Origin of the sequence: Roseovarius sp. AK1035 (assembly GCF_003288315.1) — a bacterium.
GTDB lineage: Bacteria > Pseudomonadota > Alphaproteobacteria > Rhodobacterales > Rhodobacteraceae > Roseovarius > Roseovarius mucosus_A.
Genome location: NZ_CP030099.1, coordinates 1,728,778 through 1,747,334, shown reverse-complemented (window position 1 = coordinate 1,747,334; position 18,557 = coordinate 1,728,778). Strand labels below are relative to the sequence as shown.

Here is an 18,557-nt window from a genome sequence, read left to right as displayed (position 1 = left end):
CGCTTACTTGAAGCAAATGATCTCGGCTTCCGCCTGCGCACGGCGTAGGTCTGCAACAATCCCCTCGCTCACCGGCCCTGCCTTGAACATCGACATGCGCTCGCCGTTGCCCTGACGCAGCGCCAGAACTGTCTCAGCCGAGACATAATCCTTGTAGGGCAAGATCGCGGCAATCTCGTCGATGGAACAAGAGCAGCGCCGCAGCATTTCGCGCGTGTTTCCATTTGCTGCCATGCAGCCAAAGACGTAATCCGCGCGCGCCTCGGTTGGATAGTCGTTAAGCTGGTCCGCCACGCTCTGCGCCAGCCCCATCGTGGGAAACAGACAAAGCAAGATCGCCAGACACCTCATTCTTCGGTCTCCGACAGCGCCAGCGTTGAGCTAAAATAGCGTCCGCCACTGTCGCGCTCAGGCGTCTCGGCGCGCATCGAGTGATACCAGCCGGGCACCGTCTCTGACACCTCGAACACCACCTGCAATTCGGCAAAAGGGCCCAATCGCGCGGCATTGGCATCCCCGACAAACGGCGCCAGCAGCACCTCTTGCCCGGCGTGGTCCTTTCCTTGCCAAGTCACTTGCACCGGCGAAATCCCCACCGGCGCCAAAAGCGATTCCTTGATCCGGTTGCGGATATAGAAAGTGCTGCCGCCCGTGGCCTGCGCCAGATCGCGCACCAGCCGTTCGAGAAAGAACATCGCCATCGGATTGCCCACCGTGGCATCGAACCCGGCAACAGGCTGCTGTCCGGTGTCCAAAACCCGCATCAACCGCGCTGTGCCGCCCTCTTCGATCCGCAGATCGTAGCCCTGCGCGCCTTGCGCCTCGGGCGGTGCGGCTGCGTTCTCGGTCTCGCTTTGGTAATGCAGTGCATCCCCCGGCGCGAAGTCTTCAAGCGTGCCGGTGCGAAAAATCAGATCATAGCCCTCATGGGCCGTCCCCGCCAAAACCGGACCAACCGCCAACATCAGGCCTAGAAAAATCCCGGATACTTTGCGTCTCACGCCCGCGTCCTCGCCCCGCCTAGGGGCTGACACGACCAGCGCGCAATGCGCCAGCGCGGATGCGTCGCCGCCCATTTGCTCAATTCTGGTATCGCCTCGGCCATACATCCCCGCGCTGTCCGGTCGGTATATTGAAACGCCCGCTCTTCACAAATCTCTGGCTGACGCGCCAGACAGGCCACAAACAACAGCTCAATCATGATCCTACTCCTGCACTTTGTCGGCCTCGCCGCCACATGCCCAGATATGGGCTAAGTGTCACTCAGGTCCAGCCTGCGACACAAGCCCCTCATCCCCTGATTGCACTAAAGTCGTAGGTCTCTAAGACTACGGCAAAGTTGACATGTCTGGGATCGGAATATCTATTAAACCTATCGACCACATTTAAGAGGAGGATAGACGATGGCATGGAGCAAGCCGGTTCTTCGTGAACTGAACTGTGGAATGGAGATCAACATGTACGGCCCCGCCCAAGAAGGCGACGGCGTCCTGTTCTGAAATATCCCGACTGGTCGCAGCGAGGTAACAGGTGTTTAAGGCTCTGATACTAGGCGCTGCGGCCGGCGGTGGCTTGCCACAGTGGAATTGTGGCTGCGAGAATTGCAATCTTGCCCGAGACGGTAAGATCCCTGCCTCAACCCAGTCATCCCTTGCCGTGACAACGGATGGGGTACGTTGGGTTGTTTTAAACGCTTCCCCAGACATTCGCGCGCAACTCGCGGCCAATCCGGCACTTCATCCGCGCAGCCTGCGCGATACGCCGATCGCGGGCGTGCTGCTTACGAACGGCGATATAGATCACGTGGCGGGGCTCCTCAGCTTGCGGGAACAGCAGCCCTTCACCCTCTATGCCACCGGCGAAATTCATGGCGTTCTGGCCGACAACCCATTGATGCAGGCGGTTGATCCCGCTCGGGTGCCGCGCGTGCCCATTGCCCTTAATCAACCAGTGCCCCTGCTGCCCGGCCTCACCGCGACACTCTTTGCCGTGCCCGGCAAGGTGCCGCTCTATCTTGAGGGCGAGACCGTGCAAACCGATCTGGAGGGCGAACAGACCACCGGCGTGCATCTTGAGGCCGAGGGCCGCAACATCTTTTATATTCCCGGCTGCGCTGCTGTCACCGACCGGCTTGCCGAACGCCTGCGGGGTGCTGACATGGTATTTTTTGACGGCACGCTCTGGCGCGACGACGAGATGATCACCATGGGCCTCAGCCAGAAAACCGGGCGTCGCATGGGCCATATCTCGATGAGCGGCCCCGACGGCTCGATTGCCGCCTTGCGCGATCTGGGGATCGGGCGCAAAATCTACGTCCATATGAACAACTCGAACCCTGTCCTGCGCCCCGACGCATCCGAGCGTGCCGAGGCCGAATCGGCCGGCTGGACGATTGGACAGGACGGCATGGAGATCACCGCATGACCCCAACCCGCGACGCTTTTGAGGCCCGCTTGCGCCAGATCGGGGCAGAGCGCTATCACGACCGCCACCCGTTTCATCACATGCTTCACGGCGGCCACTGCACCCCCGATCAGGTGCGCGCGTGGGTCATCAACCGCTACTATTATCAATCCCGCATCCCGATGAAGGATGCCGCCTTTCTCAGCCGGGTCGACGACCCTGACCTGCGCCGCATCTGGCGCTCGCGGATCGAGGATCATGATGGCACCGCCGAGAATGAGGGCGGGATTCGCCGCTGGCTGCGCCTTGCCCAAGCGGTCGGGCTTGATCCCGATTACGTGGCCTCTGCCCAAGGCGTGCTGCCCGCGACCCGCTTTGCGGTTGATGCCTATGTCGCCTTTGTCCGCGAAAAACCGCTGCTCGAGGCGGTTGCCGCCTCTCTGACAGAGCTTTTTGCGCCCAAGATCCATGCCCAGCGCATCGAGGGGCTTTTGGCCAACTACGCCTTTGCCGATGACAGCAGCCTCGCCTATTTCCGCAACCGCCTGAAAGAGGCGCCCAAGGATGTGGCCTTTGGCCTCAAATGGGTGCTCGACCGCGCCGATACCACCGAAAAACAGGATGCCGCCGCTGCCGCACTGACCTTCAAGACCGATGTGCTCTGGTCGCAGCTTGACGCGCTCTCTTCTGCCTATGTCGACCCCGCACGTATCCCGCCGGGCGCATGGCACCCCGGTGAGGGACTGCTCGCCAAAGGCGCGGCATGACCCCCGACAGCATCCCCCATCTGCCGCGCGGCGTGCGCCTGCATTATGACCGGGTGCGCGAGGATTGGGTGCTTTTGGCCCCCGAACGCGCCGTGCGGCTCGATCCCATCGGTCACGCCATTCTTAGCCGGGTGGACGGGGTGCAAAGCTTTGGTGCGCTCACCGCCGATCTCGCCGCCACGTACAATGCGCCGCTTGACGATGTCACCCGAGACAGTGCAGAATTCCTGCAAGGTTTGGCCGAGCGGCGCTTTCTGGAGATGCGCTAAAATGGCCAATCCCCCGATCGCCATGTTGGCGGAACTCACGCACCGTTGCCCGCTCTCGTGCCCCTATTGCTCCAACCCGGTGGAACTGACCGCACGGGAAACGGAACTCAGCACCGCCGACTGGGTATCGGTCTTTCAACAGGCCGCTGACTTGGGTGTGCTGCAACTTCACCTTTCGGGTGGCGAACCCGCCTCGCGCCGCGATCTAGAAGAGCTGATCAAGGCTGCGCGTGACGCGGGCCTTTATACCAATCTCATCACCTCCGGCATTGGCCTGACCGAGAAACGTCTGGCTGCGCTCGATGACGCGGGCCTCGACCATATCCAACTGTCGCTGCAAGGAACCGATGCCGAAATGGCCGACCGCATCGGCGGCTATATGGGCGGCTTTGACCGCAAGATGCAGGTGGCCAAATGGATCGCCGCCATCGGCTTTCCGCTCACGCTCAATTTCGTCATGCATCGCGGCAACATGCACCAACTGCCCCGCGCGATTGAAATGGCGCAAGACATGGGTGCGCGCCGGATCGAGGTGGCGACCGTGCAATTCCACGGCTGGGCCATGCTGAACCGTGGCGCGCTCATGCCTGACCGCGCGCAGGCCCGCGAGGCCAGTCGCATCGTCGCTGAGGCGCGCGCCGCCCTCAAGGGGCGTCTGGTGATCGATTATGTGCCCGCCGATTATCACGCCGATTACCCCAAGACCTGCATGGGTGGCTGGGCCACAACTGGCCTCAACGTGGCCCCTGATGGGCTGGTCTTGCCCTGCCACGCGGCGCAGACGATCAAGACGCTCACCTTCGACAATGTGCGCGACCGGCCCTTGGCCGATATCTGGCACAACGGCGCAGCCTTCAACGCCTTTCGCGGCACAGACTGGATGCAGGAACCCTGCCGCTCCTGCGAGCGCAAGACGATTGATTTCGGTGGCTGCCGCTGTCAGGCCATGGCGATTGCGGGCGATCCGGCGGCAACCGATCCGGTCTGCATCAAATCCCCCCACCACGCGCAAATGCGCTCTCTGGCCGAGGATTTCTCGGGCCAGTCTGACGCAGACCTCACATGGCGGGTGATGGAGAAAACGCCGCTTTAGACACCGTGTCTACCGCGACTGCTCGTGCTCATAGCGCTGCTTGGCAATCGCCTCGTTGCGATCCGCCTTTTGCTGGTCGGCCAGTGCCTTTTCCACATAGTTGAGATGATCGTTGACCGCCGCGCGCGCCGCCTCGGGATCGCGCGCCTGAATGGCGGCGTTGATCGCGCGGTGCTGATCCAAGAGCGCGCCGCGCGTCGTGCGCTGTTTGAACATCACCTGACGGTTGTAAAACACCCCCTCACGCAGCAATTGGAACATCGAACGCATCATGTGCAGCATGATGACATTATGGCTGGCCTCGATGATCGCCATGTGAAACTCGGCATCGAGCCGCGCCTCATCCGCCGGATTGGTCTTTCTATGGGCCGCCTCCATCTTGTCCATCAGCGTCTGGATCACCTGCAAATCGGTATCCGACGCAAGGCGCGCCGCGCGACAGGCGGCCAGACCCTCTAGGTCGCGGCGAAACCCGATATAGTCAAATACCGCCTCGTCATGCTCGGCAAAAAGCCGGATCAGCGCATCAGAAAAGGCGCTGCCCAACACATCAGCCACATAGATGCCCGCGCCTGCCCGCGCGCTCAGCAATCCCTTGTCCTGCAACTCCGCCACCGCCTCGCGCAGGGACGGGCGCGACACCCCCAACTTCTCTGCCAGATCGCGCTCTGCAGGCAGCCGTTCACCAGGACGCAAAATGCCTTGCAACACGAGCTTTTCGATTTGCCGCGTTACGGCAGTCGAGAGTTTTTCGGGGGTAACTTTCTGAAATGGCATGCGCGCGCCCTTGCTGAATTGGTCAGATCATATGACCACATCGAAAGGGCGGCAAGCCTGTGCTTTGGTCTCAGGGTCTAAGGAAAAAGGGCGAGGGTGCCATCACGCCCCCAACACCCATTTCCCCACCTGCGACGGAAAGAACGCCTCAACCGCCGCCGTCGCAATCACCAGCGTCTCACCACTGCCCGGATCGGTCACGTTCTGCCCGCCAAACACCACCTGCACGGTCGCGCGCCCACGCGGCAAACCAGCCTTCAGCACCTCGGGATCAACGCGCTCCGGCTCTTGCACCCCCACCGTGACCTTGACCGCCATATCCTGATGATCAAGCGGCGTATTCAGAAACATCGGGATCGTCGAATGCCGGATCGCATCCTCGATCGCCCGCACGGCGGCCTTTTGGTAATCCATCCCATGCAGGTCGTTGCCCATGCCCATCTCGATAATGAACCGCTGCGCGCTCATGCCTTGGCCTCCATGTCGAATGAAACCGAGATGCAGGCATTGGCGATCACCGTGGGCTTGCCCACCGCGCGCGGAATGTCCAATCCGCCCCGCGCCACCTGCACGCGCACCTGCCCATAGGGAAATATCGCGCGCAACACCTCGACATCCACCTCTTCGGGCGCCTGCACGGCAATATCGAGATCAATCAGCATGTCGGCCTTCTCGAACCCAAACAACTCGGCCAGATTGATCGAATTGTGCCACAGCGCATCGCGCACTGCCCGCGCCGCCGCCTCGGTGTAATCCTGCCGCCGCAGCGACGTGCCCATGCCGAATTCGGTCAATAATCTTGTCCGCGCCATGGCTCAGAACTCCACCCCGATCTGCGCCTTGATGCCGGAGCGGAACGGATGCTTGATCAGCTCCATTTCCGTCACAAGATCGGCAATCTCGATCAACTCGTCCTTGGCGTTGCGCCCGGTCAACACGACATGGGTCATATGCGGCTTTTCTTCGGCGAGAAACTGCACCACCTCGTTGATGTCCAGATAATCGTAGCGCAGCGCGATGTTGATCTCATCGAGCAGGACCATCTTGTTGGTCTCATCGCGGATCAACTCCTTGGCCTTGGCCCATGCGGCCTGCGCCATTTCGGTGTCGCGGGTGCGGTCCTGTGTCTCCCAGGTAAACCCCTCGCCCATGGTATGAAAGGCGCAGGCGTCCGAGAATTTCGACAGGATCAAATCGCGCTCGCCGGTGCTCATGCCGCCTTTGATGAACTGCACCACGGCGCAGGGCATGCCATGGGCAATGCAGCGAAAAATCATACCAAACGCCGCCGAGGATTTACCCTTGCCCTTGCCGGTATGAACGATGATCAGCCCCTTTTGATCGGTCTTGGTCGCCATGATCTTATCGCGCGCGGCCTTTTTCTTGGCCATTTTCATCGCGTGGCGGTCGGGATCGTCGGTCATGTCAGGCTCCTTGGCGGGGTCTCGGGACCGGCAGAGTGTCGCAGACCGGCCCAGACGTGCAAGGCCTTTCTGCGCCGCCTTCAGATCCGGTTCAACACCAGCGACACCCAAAGCGCAAAGGTGCTGATCCGGCTCTGCCGATACAGCCCCAGACGCCACAACCGCGCCAGCCGCGCGGGCATCGGCCCCCGCCGCATGGCGGCAAATTCCGCCAGAATCGCCCGGTTTTCCGGCGTGAGATACCCGTCCAGCCGCGACAAGGCCGCGATGTTCACCTCGTTCCAAGCCCGGAAATGCCCCTGCAACAATTGCCGGATACGCCGCAACCGCGCCAGCCGCGTGTCGTTGGACCCGATCTGGTTCACATCATGCTGCCGGTAATAAAGCGTGGGGGTATCGTCATGCACCACGCGCCCGCCCGCCCCGGTGATAAGCTGATACACCCACCAGTCATGCACCACGACACGCTCGATTTTCTGCGCCGCCTCCTCGACCAGCCGTGCCGCCGCTGGATTAAGCAGGATGGTATTGCCAGAGGCCACATTCTGCACCAACGCATTGCGAAAGGACGGCGGGCGCGGGCGCGCCGCCGACAGCCGCCGCTCACCAAGCGCGGTATCCGTGATCCAGGTGCGGCTGCAATAAAGCGCCGGACGCGGATCATCGGAGGTGCTCAGCGCTGTAATCCCGCGCGAGAGCTTGTCTGGCAGCCAGACATCGTCTTGATCACAAAACGCCATCCAATGCCCGGCGGGCGCATGACCCGGTGTCTGGCGGATAAGTGACAGGAAATTCGTCGCGGCCCCGGCACCCGGCCCGCTCAGGCATGTGACGGGATGCGTCGCCGCAAACCCCTCAAGAATCTTCCGGCTGCTGTCCTTGGACCCGTCATCGCTGGCAAGAACCTGCCAGTCGTCATGCGTCTGCCGGGCGATGCTTTGCAACTGATCGGACAGGAAATCGCCACCGTTATAAACGGCGAGCAGGATCACGACATGCGGTGCCTGCGGCCCATCCATACCTCAGCCCTTGACCCGGCCACCCTGCAGCAGCCGCCCCAGATAGGCACCGTAATCAGTTTTCTTGAACAGCGCGACACGCGCCTCTAGCGCCGCCGCATCGATCCAACCCTTGTCATAAGCGATCTCTTCCGGGCAGCCAACTTGCTGGCCCTGCCGCTGTTCCAGCGTGCGCACGAAGTTTCCTGCATCAAGCAGGCTGGCATGCGTCCCTGTATCCAGCCAGGCATAGCCTCGCCCCATCATCTCGACCGAAAGCAAACCATCGCGCAAATACATCTCCAGCAGCGCGGTAATTTCCAACTCGCCCCGCTCCGAGGGTTGCACAGCCTTGGCGCGCTCTGACGCCTCACCATCTAGAAAATAAAGCCCCGTTACGGCAAAATCGGATTTCGGCTCTTGCGGCTTTTCCACGATCGAGACCGCGCGCCCGGCACCGTCAAACTCGACCACGCCATAGCGCTCGGGGTCCGCCACGCGGTAGCCAAAAACGGTGCCGCCCTTTTCCTGCTGCGCGGCGCGCTCCAATTGCTGCGGCAATCCGTGACCGTAGAAAATATTGTCGCCCAGCACGAGCGCCGAGGCCTGCCCGCCCAAAAACCCCTCTGCCAAAAGATAGGCCTGCGCCAGCCCATCCGGCGATGGCTGCTCGATATACTCGAATGTCAGCCCCCATTGGCTGCCATCGCCCAGCAGGCGTTGGAACTGCGCCTGATCCTGCGGGGTAGTGATGATCGCAATCTCGCGGATACCCGCCAGCATCAGCGCCGTCAGCGGATAGTAGATCATCGGCTTGTCATAGACCGGCAACAGCTGCTTGCTCAGCCCCATGGTGATCGGATAGAGCCGCGTGCCCGATCCGCCCGCCAAAACGATGCCCTTGCGTGCCGTGGTCATGCTTGCTCCAGTTCTTTCAGGACGCGGGCCAGACCCGCACGCCAGTCGGGCCGCCCGATGCCAAACTCTGCCGCCAGCGATCCACAATCAAGCCGGGAATTCTGCGGGCGTGCGGCGGGGGTCGGATAGTCGCGGGTGGGAATACCTGTCACAACCGTCACCCGCCCGGCTTGGGCAAAAATCTCACGCGCGAAATCGGCCCAGCTCGCATCGGGCGCACCGCTGAAATGGTATAACCCGCCCGCATGGCCCGCGACCATCGCCCGCCCCATGCTCAAGAGCGCCGCCGCGATATCCGCCGCCGGGGTCGGGCCGCCGATCTGATCATCGACGACGCTCAGCGCATCACGCGTCTCTGACAGGCGCAGCATGGTTTTCACGAAGTTGCCGCCATGCGCCGAAAATACCCAAGAGGTGCGCAAGATCGCGGCTTGGCCGCCGGCGGCGCGCACCGCCTCTTCGCCTGCCAGCTTGGAGCGGCCATAGGCATTGCAGGGGGCCACCGGATCGGACGGCGCGCGCGGGGCCGCGCCACTGCCGTCAAACACGTAATCGGTCGAGACATGACAAAACGGGATGCCCAGATTGGCACAGGCCCGCGCCATCGCACCCGGAGCCACCCCGTTGATGACCGTCGCCAAATCCTCTTCGCTCTCGGCGCGATCCACAGCGGTGTAAGCGGCGGCATTGATCACAAGATCGGGCGCGTGGTCGCGGATCGCCTCAGCGCAGGCCATGGGGTCGGACAGGTCCGCCACCTCTCGGCCCAGCGCCGTGACCTCTGCCTGCCTCTGCATCTCGGTGGCCACCTGCCCGGTGCGACCGAAAACCAGTATTCTCATTCCGCGTCCCTTGCTTCTGTCTGCTCAGCCTGCGCCCAACCGCTTGCCAACACCGTCGCGCGCCAAGAGCGCGCGCCACCACGCCTCATTCTCCAGATACCACCGCACTGTGCGCCGCACCCCTTCGTCCACCGTCACCGAGGGCCGCCAGCCCAATTCGCCACGGATGCGCGTGGGATCAATCGCATAGCGCGCATCATGCCCCGGACGGTCTGTGACAAAGCTGATCTGCGCGGCATAAGACAGACCATCGTCGCGCGGGGCCAATTCATCCAGCACCGCGCAAAGCTTACGCACCAAGTCCAGATTGCTCAGCTCATTCTCGCCGCCGATGTTATAGGACCGCCCCGGCACGCCGCGCTCCAGCACCGTCAAGAGCGCCTCGGCGTGATCCTCGACATAGAGCCAGTCGCGCACGTTCGACCCATCGCCATAAATCGGCAACGGCTTGCCCGCCAAAGCGTTGAGAATGATCACCGGAATAAGCTTTTCCGGGAAATGGAACGGGCCGTAATTGTTCGAGCAATTGGTGATCAATATGGGCAAGCCATAGGTCTCGTGCCACGCGCGCACCAGATGATCCGACGCCGCCTTGGACGCTGAATAGGGGCTGCGCGGATCATAGGGGGTGTCTTCGGTAAACTTGATCCTCGGGTCGCTTGGCAAAGAGCCGTACACCTCATCGGTCGAAATATGCTGAAACCGAAACCCCTCGGGTTTGTTTCGCGCCTGCCAATACCCGCGCGCCGCCTCCAAGAGGTTGTAGGTGCCGGTAATATTGGTCTCGACAAAGGTGCCGGGACCATCAATCGAACGGTCCACATGGCTCTCGGCGGCCAGATGCAGCACCGCGTCGGGCGCATGGGTGGCAAACACCCGGTCAAGGGCCGCGCGGTCGCGGATATCGGCATGCACAAAGCTATAGAGCGGGCTCTGCGCCACGCTCGCCACATTCTCGAGGCAGGCGGCATAGGTCAGCGCATCGAGGTTGATGACCACATGCCCCCGCGCCACCGCCAGCCGCACCACCGCCGACCCGATGAACCCGGCCCCGCCCGTGATCAAAAGCCTCATACCGTGGCCTCATAAACAAAAGGGCTCACAAACTCGCGTAGCAAGGGCGCTTTGGCATCCTTACCGCTCAGCACCGCCGCCGCGGGATCAATTCCCCAATCTATGCCGATCTCAGGATCATCGAACCGCACCGCACCATCGCACTCCGGCGCGTAGTAATCCGAACATTTATAGATGATCTCGGTCATCGGCGCGCGCGTCACGAAACCGTGCAAGAACCCCTCAGGGATCAGCAATTGACGCCCGTTCTCAAAACTCAGGTCCACGCCCACCCATTGCCCATAGGTCGGGCTGCCGCGCCGAATATCCACCGCAACATCATAAAGCGCCCCACGCCCACAGCGCACCAGCTTGGCCTGTGCATGCGGCGGCGATTGAAAATGCAGCCCCCGCACCGTGCCCACCTGCTCAGACAGCGAATGGTTGTCCTGCACGAAATCAATCGTGATCCCAGCCTCTTGCATGCGCCGCCGGTTCCAACTCTCGCTGAAAAAGCCACGCGTATCGCCATGACGGGCGGGCGTGAGGATCACCACGCCGGGTAGGTTAGTCTGTTCAATCTGCATGCCGTGCTCGTAGTCCCTCATGTGGCGCAAGGCAATTGCCCCACTGCGCCTCTATTCCTTACCTTCTGGCAAATCGACGCGTTTTTGGCCAGACACAAAGTCTGGGCGGCCGGTTTCTAGCTATTCTCCACGATTGAACCCGGCGTCAGAAGCCGCCGAAACAGCGCCTCCAGATGCGCCGCAGCCCCGGTATGAACATCCACTTCGCCCATCAGCACCCCCACCTGCGCCTCGAAATCGGCATAATGCTGCGTTGTGGCCCAGATCGAAAACAGCAGATGGCGCGGATCGACCGGCGCCAATTTGCCCTGCACGCACCAGCCCTCGATCACCGCTGCGGTCTGATCGACCAGCGGCTTCAGCACACTGTCGAGATGTGGCACCATGCGCGGCGCACCTTGCAGGATCTCATTCGCAAACAGCCGGCTTTCGCGCGGCAGATCGCGCGACATCTCCAGCTTGCGGTGCACATAGCCCATCAACTCGTCCAGCGGTTCCCCCTGCGGATCAATCGCGCGCAACGGGGCCAACCAGGCATCCAGCAACTGATTGAGCAAGGTGACGTGAATCTCTTCCTTGCCCTCGAAATAATAGAGGATGTTTGGCTTGCTCAGCCCCGCCTCTGCCGCGATCTGATCCAGCGTCGCGCCGCGATAGCCATGGGTGGAAAACACCTCAAGCGCCGCCTCCAGAATCCGCTTGCGGTTGCGCACTTGAATCCGGCTGGATTTACGACCGGCCTGCGCAGCGGGGGATTGCAGCATCCTCTTCCTTTCCTTGCAAGGCACATTTTTCAGCGCCCCGTTGCCCAGCTTAGCCAGATCAGGGGCTGGCCCCAAGACGAATCTTGACACTGCCCATGCCCCACGCAATCGTAAGTTTACCAAATGGTAAAAAAGCGAGCAATCCCATGTCAGCACCCGGCGAAAACCTCAAGATCAACAGCACCCGGCTCTGGGACAGCCTGATGGAGATGGCCAAGATCGGCCCCGGCATCGCGGGCGGCAACAACCGCCAGACCCTGACGGATGAAGATGCCGAGGGGCGCGCTCTCTTTCAAACCTGGTGCACTGCGGCGGGCCTGACCATGGGCGTGGATGAAATGGGCAATATGTTCGCCCGCCGAGAGGGGACCGACCCGCAGGCTTTGCCGGTCTATGTCGGCTCCCATCTCGACACGCAGCCCACAGGCGGCAAATATGATGGCGTCTTGGGCGTGCTGGCCGGGCTCGAACTCATCCGCACCCTGAATGATCTGGATATCAAAACCAAGCACCCGATCGTCCTTACCAACTGGACCAACGAAGAAGGCACCCGCTTTGCCCCCGCGATGCTGGCCTCGGGCGTCTTTGCAGGCGTTATGGATCGCGATTGGGCCTATGACCGGGTGGATGCAAAGGGCAAACGCTTTGGCGATGAATTGGAGCGTATCGGCTGGAAAGGCCCGGAAAAAGTTGGCGCGCGCCAGATGCACGCGTTTTTCGAGCTGCACATCGAACAAGGCCCGATCCTAGAGGCCGAAGGCAAACAGATCGGCGTCGTCACCCACGGGCAGGGCCTGCGCTGGATCGAATGCACGGTCACGGGCAAAGGCCAGCACACCGGATCGACGCCCATGTATATGCGCCGCAACGCCGGGCGCGGGTTGGCGCGGGTCACCGAACTGGTGCATGAAATTGCCCTGCAATATCAACCTAATGCCGTGGGCGCGATTGGCCATATCGACGTCTACCCCAACAGCCGCAACGTGATCCCAGAAAAGGTGGTGTTCACCGTCGATTTCCGCTCTCACGTTCTGGAAACACTCGAGGCCATGGCAGAGGAACTCATGTCCACCGCCCCCGGCATCTGCGCAGACGTGGGCGTGAAATTCAGCGCCGAAGTCGTCGGGGCCTTCGACCCACCCGCCTTTGACGAAACCCTCACCGCCCGCGTGCGCGACGCCGCCGACCGGCTGGGCTATAGCCATATGGACATCGTCTCGGGTGCGGGCCACGATGCCTGCTGGATCAACAAAGTGTATCCTACAACCATGGTCATGTGCCCCTGCAAGGACGGGCTGAGTCATAACGAGGCCGAGGAAATCACACCGGACTGGGCGCGCGCCGGCACAGATGTGCTCCTGCATGCCGTGCTGGAAACGGCGGAGGTGGTGGAGTGATTGGGGGCCAGCCCCCAAACCCCCGAGGTATTTAGAGCCAGATGAACGCCCACGCGGCACAAAGACAGGGAGACCCCCAATGACCACCAAAGTCATCAAGAACGGCACCGTCGTCACCGCCGACCGCACATGGAAGGCCGATGTGCTGATTGAAGGCGAAACCATCAAACAGATCGGAACAGACCTGAAGGGTGACAGCACGATCGACGCCACAGATGCCTATGTCATCCCCGGCGGCATTGACCCGCATACTCACCTTGAAATGCCCTTCATGGGCACCACCGCCGCAGAAACCTTTGAAACCGGCACATGGGCGGCGGCCTGTGGCGGCACGACAATGATCGTTGATTTCTGCCTGCCCGGCGCGGACGGCAGCATCAAGAACGCCATCAACGACTGGCACCGCAAGAGCGCGCCGCAGATCTGCTCTGACATCGGCTATCACATGGCCATCACCGACTGGAATGAAAACGTGTTTACCGAAATGAAGGACGCCGTCGATATGGGCGTCAATTCCTTCAAGCATTTCATGGCCTACAAAGGGGCCTTGATGATCGAGGATGATGAGATGTTCGCCTCGTTCAAACGCTGTGCCGAACTGGGCGCGCTGCCGATGGTTCATGCCGAAAACGGTGATCTGGTGGCCGAGATGCAGCAGAAATACTTTGATCAGGGGATCACCGGGCCAGAGGGCCACGCCTATTCCCGCCCCCCCGAATTCGAAGGCGAGGCCGCCAATCGTGCCATCTGCATCGCCGACGCGGCGGGCGTGCCGCTTTATATCGTGCATGTGTCTTGCGAACAGGCGCATGAGGCGATCCGGCGCGCGCGGCAAAAGGGCATGCGCGTTTACGGCGAGCCGCTGGTTCAATTCCTGACACTGGACGAATCCGAGTATTTCAACAAGGATTGGGACCATGCCGCGCGCCGCGTCATGTCGCCCCCGTTCCGCTCCAAGGATCATCAGGATAGCCTCTGGGCCGGGTTGCAGGCGGGGTCACTACAAGTGGTCGCCACCGATCACGCCGCCTTTTCCACCGCGCAGAAACGCGCCGGGCGCAGCGATTTCCGCATCATCCCCAATGGCTCCAACGGGCTCGAGGAACGGCTTGCCGTGCTCTGGACGCATGGTGTGGAAACCGGGCGACTGACGCTCAACGAATTCGTCGCCGTCACCTCGTCCAACGTGGCCAAGATCCTGAACATTTACCCCAAGAAGGGCGCGATTGTCGAAGGGGCCGATGCCGATCTCGTGGTCTGGGACCCCAAGATCACCAAGACGATCAGCGCCTCCAACCACCATTCCATCCTTGATTACAATGTCTTTGAGGGGTTCGAGGTCAAGGCGCAGCCGCGCTATACAATCAGCCGTGGCGAGGTGATCTGGGCCTGGGGACAAAACTCGCAGCCGCAACCGGGGCGCGGCCGCTTTGTGCCTCGCCCGGCCTTTCCTTCGGCGCATCAGGCGCTGTCAAAATGGAAGGCGCTGACCGCCCCCAAGATGATCCAGCGCGACCCGCTGAATATCCCGGCGGGGATCTGAGAATATGGCGCGCGCGGCCCTCATGGCGGGGCGCGCCTCTTGACAAGCATCAGCCAGCCGGGCGCAGTAGCGCCCGGGCCAGCAGGGGATAGGGTTTGAGCAGCAATACAGTCATCAGCGCGCGCGATCTGTCGCTGACATTTCAGACCGGCGATGGCCCGGTCCACGCGCTCAAGGACGTGAGCCTTGAGGTCGAGAAGGGCGATTTCGTCAGCTTCATCGGCCCGTCTGGCTGTGGCAAGACCACCTTTCTACGCTGCATGGCCGATCTGGAGCATCCCACCGGCGGCAGCCTGACCGTGAATGGGGCCAGCGCCGAAGAGGCACGCAAATCGCGCGCCTATGGCTATGTGTTTCAGGCGGCGGGGCTTTATCCGTGGCGCACCATCGGCGGCAATATCCGCCTGCCGCTCGAGATTATGGGCTATGCGCGCGACGATCAGGAGGCCCGCGTCAAGCGCGTGCTGGAACTGGTCGATCTCGCGGGGTTCGAGCGGAAATACCCTTGGCAGCTTTCAGGGGGCATGCAGCAGCGCGCCAGCATCGCCCGCGCGCTTGCCTTTGATGCCGATCTGCTTTTGATGGATGAACCCTTTGGCGCGCTTGATGAGATCGTGCGCGATCATCTCAACGAACAACTCTTGCATCTCTGGGATCGCACCAACAAGACGATCTGTTTCGTCACCCATTCCATCCCCGAAGCGGTGTATCTGAGCACCAAGATCGTGGTGATGTCGCCCCGCCCCGGTCGTATCACCGATGTGATCGAGAGCACGCTGCCGCGCGTTCGCCCGCTCGACATCCGCGAAACGCCAGAATTCCTCGACATCGCCCATCGCGTCCGCGAGGGGCTGCGTGCAGGGCATAGCGATGACCTCTGACGCCCGCTTTTCGCAGGGCGCCCCCTCCCCTCTGACAGCAGCGGGGCTATGATGCGCAATCTCCTGCCTGTTCTTACCATCGTCGCCACGCTTCTGGCGCTCTGGTATGCCGCCGCTGTGGCGCTCAACGCGCAATGGGCGCGGGATCAGGCGGCGCGGGCGGAGGTGACGCTCACGCTCCCCGACCTCATCGCCGACACATGGTCTCAGGACAAGCCCAAGCTGCCCGCCCCGCATCAGGTCGCGGTCGAAATCTGGAACACCACCGGCGCCATGGTGCTGGAGGGGCGCGGATTTTCCAAACGCTCGCTCTTTTATCACAGTTGGATCACCTTCAGCGCCACAGCGCTCGGCTTTGTTCTTGGCACCGCGCTTGGCGTCGCGCTGGCCATAGGCATCGTCTACAACCGCACTATGGACATGAGCGTGATGCCTTGGGTCATCGCGAGCCAGACCATTCCCATTCTGGCGATTGCCCCGATGATCATCGTGGTGCTGAATGCCGTGGGCATTTCCGGGTTGCTGCCCAAGGCGATGATCTCGATGTATCTGTCGTTCTTTCCGGTCGTCGTCGGCATGGTCAAGGGGCTGCGCAGCCCTACACCCATGCAGCTTGACCAGATGCGCACCTGGAACGCGAGCGCCAGCCAAACATTCTGGCGGCTGCGCCTGCCCTCGTCGATGCCCTATCTCTTTACCTCGCTCAAGGTCGGCATGGCGGCAAGCCTTGTGGGGGCCATCGTTGGCGAATTGCCCACAGGTGCTGTCGCGGGCCTTGGCGCGCGCCTGCTGGCTGGCAGTTACTATGGCCAGACCATCCAAATCTGGTCGGCGCTCATCATGGCCGCAACGCTGGCGGCGGTTCTGGTGGGGCTGATCGGTCTGATCCAGCGGATCACGCTCAAGCGGATGGGGATGACGTGATGGGGTGGCTCGCGCTTGGAGTGCTGACATGGGCGCTTGGCTGGGCGGTCAATTCCCGCCTGTCGCACGGGCCTAAAACACGGGCCACGCGGCTATTGGTGCCTGTGATCTTTGGCCTTACCATCGTGGTGATCTGGGAATGTCTGGTGCGGGGCCTTTCCATCTCACCGGTCCTTTTGCCCGCGCCCACCGCCATTGCCGCGACATTCGCCAAATCCACCCATATCCTTTGGGCCGATTTCGTGCAGACGGCGCTCAAGGGCGCGCTGACCGGCTATGTCATGGGCTGTGGCGCGGCCTTCCTGACCGCCATCGCCATCGACCGGTTTCCCTTCCTGCAACGCGGTCTGCTACCCGTGGGCAATTTCGTGGCCGCTCTGCCGATCATTGGCATGGCCCCCATTCTGGTGATGTGGTTCGGCTTTGACTGGCAGTCCAAGGCGGCGGTCGTCGTGGTCATGGTGTTCTTTCCCATGCTGGTGAACACCGTGCAGGGCCTGACGGATACCGACGCCATGCAGCGCGACCTGATGCGCACCTATGCCGCTGGCTATTGGCAAACCCTGTTCAAGCTGCGCCTGCCCGCTGCGATGCCCTTTATCTTCAACGGGCTCAAGATCGCGACAACTCTGGCGCTGATCGGGGCGATTGTGGCAGAGTTCTTTGGCTCGCCCATCAAGGGCATGGGATTCCGCATCTCGACCTCGGTCGGGCAACTGGCGCTCGATCTGGTCTGGGCCGAAATCGTGGTCGCGGCCATCGCGGGCTCTGGATTTTACGGCGCTGTGGCGCTTGTGGAAAAGGCAGTGACATTCTGGCATCCGTCCCAACGGAGCCGGGCATAAGATCAAGAAACCACCAACACGGGAGAGAACCATGAAGAAACTGACAGGACTATTCAGCCTCGCCGCACTGGCAAGCGTCGCAGGCATGGCGCAGGCGGCGGATGATCTGACGCTGCAACTCAAATGGGTGACGCAAGCGCAATTCGCGGGCTATTACGTGGCCCTCGACAAGGGCTTTTACGAGGAAGAAGACCTCGACGTCACGATCAAGCCGGGCGGGCCGGATATCGCCCCCACGCAGGTGATCGCAGGGGGTGGCGCGGATGTCACCGTGGAATGGATGCCCGCCGCCCTTTCGGCACGGGAAAAGGGGCTGCCGCTGGTGAATATCGCACAGCCCTTCAAATCCTCGGGCATGATGCTGACCTGCCTTAAGGAAACCGGTGTCACGGGGCCTGCGGATTTTCCGGGGCGCACGCTCGGGGTCTGGTTCTTTGGCAATGAGTTTCCGTTCCTGTCCTGGATGAGCCAGCTGGGCATTCCAACCGAAGGCGGGGCCGACGGCGTGACCGTGCTCAAACAGGGCTTCAACGTCGATCCCCTGTTGCAGAAACAGGCCGATTGCATTTCGACCATGACCTATAACGAATACTGGCAGGTGATCGACGCAGGCATCACCGAGGATCAGCTCATCACCTTCAAATACGAGGATCAAGGCGTCGCCACGCTGGAAGACGGGCTTTACGTTCTAGAAGAAAAGCTGAGCGATCCAGCAGAGGTGGACAAACTGACGCGCTTTGTGCGCGCCTCGATGAAGGGCTGGAAATGGGCCGAGGAAAACCCCGAAGAGGCCGCGATGATCGTGCTCGACAATGACGCAACCGGCGCGCAGACCGAAGAGCACCAGATCCGCATGATGACCGAGGTGGCCAAGCTGACCGCAGGCTCCAACGGCGCGCTCGACCCCGAGGATTACGAGCGCACGGTGCAATCGCTGCTCTCGGGCGGCTCTGACCCGGTGATCAGCGCGCATCCCGGTGATGGCGCGTGGACCCATGTGATCAGCGATGCGGCGCTGAACTGATCCCTGATCCAAAGACACACAATGGCCCGGCGTTTGTCCGGGCCATTT

General features: G+C 61.7%; 24 protein-coding genes. 11 read left to right on the top strand and 13 right to left on the bottom strand.

Features of this window, described 5'->3' with window-relative positions; translation table 11 throughout:
• Positions 1–3: 3 nt before the first annotated feature.
• Genes RAK1035_RS08280 through RAK1035_RS08270 form a run of 3 tightly spaced genes read right to left on the bottom strand, consistent with a single transcriptional unit; the run spans position 4 to position 1,201 of the window.
• Entirely contained in the window at positions 4–351 is a 348-nt protein-coding gene (locus RAK1035_RS08280; RefSeq protein ID WP_008281628.1) for a hypothetical protein, read from the bottom strand.
• Positions 348–1,001, bottom strand: a complete 654-nt coding sequence (locus RAK1035_RS08275; protein ID WP_232279217.1) for a hypothetical protein — start codon at positions 999–1,001, stop codon at positions 348–350. The genes RAK1035_RS08280 and RAK1035_RS08275 overlap by 4 nt, the downstream gene beginning before the upstream one ends.
• Positions 998–1,201: a hypothetical protein gene (locus RAK1035_RS08270; protein WP_008281626.1), complete on the bottom strand. Its 204-nt coding sequence runs from the start codon at positions 1,199–1,201 to the stop codon at positions 998–1,000. Before RAK1035_RS08270 ends, RAK1035_RS08275 begins: the two co-directional genes overlap by 4 nt.
• A gap of 202 nt (positions 1,202–1,403) precedes the next feature.
• Here RAK1035_RS08270 and pqqA point away from each other — a divergent pair, with 202 nt between their 5' ends.
• From pqqA to pqqE, 5 genes are read left to right on the top strand one after another with little or no spacing between them, the layout of a single operon-like run.
• Positions 1,404–1,499, top strand: coding sequence for a pyrroloquinoline quinone precursor peptide PqqA (gene pqqA / locus RAK1035_RS08265; RefSeq protein ID WP_037298014.1), 96 nt, complete (start codon positions 1,404–1,406; stop codon positions 1,497–1,499).
• Positions 1,500–1,530: 31 nt separating this feature from the next.
• A complete protein-coding gene (gene pqqB / locus RAK1035_RS08260) occupies positions 1,531–2,424 on the top strand; it encodes a pyrroloquinoline quinone biosynthesis protein PqqB (RefSeq protein WP_037298012.1) in 894 nt (297 codons plus the stop codon).
• The gene (gene pqqC, locus RAK1035_RS08255; RefSeq protein ID WP_008281624.1) at positions 2,421–3,170 is read left to right on the top strand and encodes a pyrroloquinoline-quinone synthase PqqC; all 750 of its coding nucleotides are present in this window, start codon (positions 2,421–2,423) and stop codon (positions 3,168–3,170) included. The genes pqqB and pqqC overlap by 4 nt, the downstream gene beginning before the upstream one ends.
• Entirely contained in the window at positions 3,167–3,439 is a 273-nt protein-coding gene (gene pqqD / locus RAK1035_RS08250; RefSeq protein WP_008281623.1) for a pyrroloquinoline quinone biosynthesis peptide chaperone PqqD, read from the top strand. The genes pqqC and pqqD overlap by 4 nt, the downstream gene beginning before the upstream one ends.
• Before the next feature lies 1 nt (position 3,440).
• Complete coding sequence (gene pqqE, locus RAK1035_RS08245) at positions 3,441–4,532, top strand: pyrroloquinoline quinone biosynthesis protein PqqE (RefSeq protein WP_008281622.1); 1,092 nt, start codon at positions 3,441–3,443, stop codon at positions 4,530–4,532.
• A 9-nt stretch (positions 4,533–4,541) separates the two neighbouring features.
• Here pqqE and RAK1035_RS08240 read toward each other — a convergent pair whose 3' ends face one another.
• The 10 genes from RAK1035_RS08240 to RAK1035_RS08195 form a co-directional block, all read right to left on the bottom strand.
• On the bottom strand, positions 4,542–5,309 hold the full coding sequence (locus RAK1035_RS08240; RefSeq protein WP_008281621.1) for an FCD domain-containing protein: 768 nt from the start codon (positions 5,307–5,309) through the stop codon (positions 4,542–4,544).
• Positions 5,310–5,411: 102 nt separating this feature from the next.
• A complete protein-coding gene (locus RAK1035_RS08235) occupies positions 5,412–5,777 on the bottom strand; it encodes a Lin0512 family protein (protein ID WP_008281620.1) in 366 nt (121 codons plus the stop codon).
• On the bottom strand, positions 5,774–6,121 hold the full coding sequence (locus tag RAK1035_RS08230; RefSeq protein WP_008281619.1) for a Lin0512 family protein: 348 nt from the start codon (positions 6,119–6,121) through the stop codon (positions 5,774–5,776). The genes RAK1035_RS08235 and RAK1035_RS08230 overlap by 4 nt, the downstream gene beginning before the upstream one ends.
• A gap of 3 nt (positions 6,122–6,124) precedes the next feature.
• Complete coding sequence (cobO, locus tag RAK1035_RS08225) at positions 6,125–6,733, bottom strand: cob(I)yrinic acid a,c-diamide adenosyltransferase (RefSeq protein ID WP_008281618.1); 609 nt, start codon at positions 6,731–6,733, stop codon at positions 6,125–6,127.
• 80 nt (positions 6,734–6,813) lie between these two features.
• On the bottom strand, positions 6,814–7,752 hold the full coding sequence (locus RAK1035_RS08220) for a glycosyltransferase family 2 protein (RefSeq protein WP_008281617.1): 939 nt from the start codon (positions 7,750–7,752) through the stop codon (positions 6,814–6,816).
• 3 nt (positions 7,753–7,755) lie between these two features.
• The gene (gene rfbA / locus RAK1035_RS08215; RefSeq protein WP_008281616.1) at positions 7,756–8,649 is read right to left on the bottom strand and encodes a glucose-1-phosphate thymidylyltransferase RfbA; all 894 of its coding nucleotides are present in this window, start codon (positions 8,647–8,649) and stop codon (positions 7,756–7,758) included.
• Positions 8,646–9,491 carry a dTDP-4-dehydrorhamnose reductase gene (rfbD, locus tag RAK1035_RS08210; RefSeq protein WP_008281614.1) on the bottom strand — a complete coding sequence of 282 codons (846 nt, stop codon included), beginning with the start codon at positions 9,489–9,491 and terminating at the stop codon, positions 8,646–8,648. The genes rfbA and rfbD overlap by 4 nt, the downstream gene beginning before the upstream one ends.
• Before the next feature lie 24 nt (positions 9,492–9,515).
• Entirely contained in the window at positions 9,516–10,565 is a 1,050-nt protein-coding gene (gene rfbB, locus RAK1035_RS08205) for a dTDP-glucose 4,6-dehydratase (RefSeq protein WP_008281613.1), read from the bottom strand.
• Positions 10,562–11,131: a dTDP-4-dehydrorhamnose 3,5-epimerase gene (gene rfbC / locus RAK1035_RS08200; RefSeq protein WP_008281612.1), complete on the bottom strand. Its 570-nt coding sequence runs from the start codon at positions 11,129–11,131 to the stop codon at positions 10,562–10,564. Before rfbC ends, rfbB begins: the two co-directional genes overlap by 4 nt.
• A 116-nt stretch (positions 11,132–11,247) precedes the next feature.
• On the bottom strand, positions 11,248–11,895 hold the full coding sequence (locus tag RAK1035_RS08195) for a TetR family transcriptional regulator C-terminal domain-containing protein (protein WP_008281611.1): 648 nt from the start codon (positions 11,893–11,895) through the stop codon (positions 11,248–11,250).
• A 146-nt stretch (positions 11,896–12,041) separates the two neighbouring features.
• Here RAK1035_RS08195 and RAK1035_RS08190 point away from each other — a divergent pair, with 146 nt between their 5' ends.
• The 6 genes from RAK1035_RS08190 to RAK1035_RS08165 all read left to right on the top strand — a co-directional run bounded on the left by RAK1035_RS08190 (position 12,042) and on the right by RAK1035_RS08165 (position 18,509).
• Complete coding sequence (locus RAK1035_RS08190) at positions 12,042–13,292, top strand: Zn-dependent hydrolase (RefSeq protein WP_008281610.1); 1,251 nt, start codon at positions 12,042–12,044, stop codon at positions 13,290–13,292.
• Positions 13,293–13,371: 79 nt separating this feature from the next.
• Entirely contained in the window at positions 13,372–14,835 is a 1,464-nt protein-coding gene (hydA, locus tag RAK1035_RS08185) for a dihydropyrimidinase (RefSeq protein ID WP_008281609.1), read from the top strand.
• Positions 14,836–14,930: 95 nt separating this feature from the next.
• Positions 14,931–15,716 carry an ABC transporter ATP-binding protein gene (locus RAK1035_RS08180; RefSeq protein ID WP_008281608.1) on the top strand — a complete coding sequence of 262 codons (786 nt, stop codon included), beginning with the start codon at positions 14,931–14,933 and terminating at the stop codon, positions 15,714–15,716.
• A gap of 48 nt (positions 15,717–15,764) precedes the next feature.
• The gene (locus RAK1035_RS08175) at positions 15,765–16,640 is read left to right on the top strand and encodes an ABC transporter permease (protein WP_008281607.1); all 876 of its coding nucleotides are present in this window, start codon (positions 15,765–15,767) and stop codon (positions 16,638–16,640) included.
• Positions 16,640–17,485: an ABC transporter permease gene (locus tag RAK1035_RS08170; protein WP_008281606.1), complete on the top strand. Its 846-nt coding sequence runs from the start codon at positions 16,640–16,642 to the stop codon at positions 17,483–17,485. The genes RAK1035_RS08175 and RAK1035_RS08170 overlap by 1 nt, the downstream gene beginning before the upstream one ends.
• A gap of 31 nt (positions 17,486–17,516) precedes the next feature.
• The gene (locus RAK1035_RS08165) at positions 17,517–18,509 is read left to right on the top strand and encodes an ABC transporter substrate-binding protein (protein WP_037298008.1); all 993 of its coding nucleotides are present in this window, start codon (positions 17,517–17,519) and stop codon (positions 18,507–18,509) included.
• The last annotated feature ends 48 nt before the right edge of the window (positions 18,510–18,557 follow it).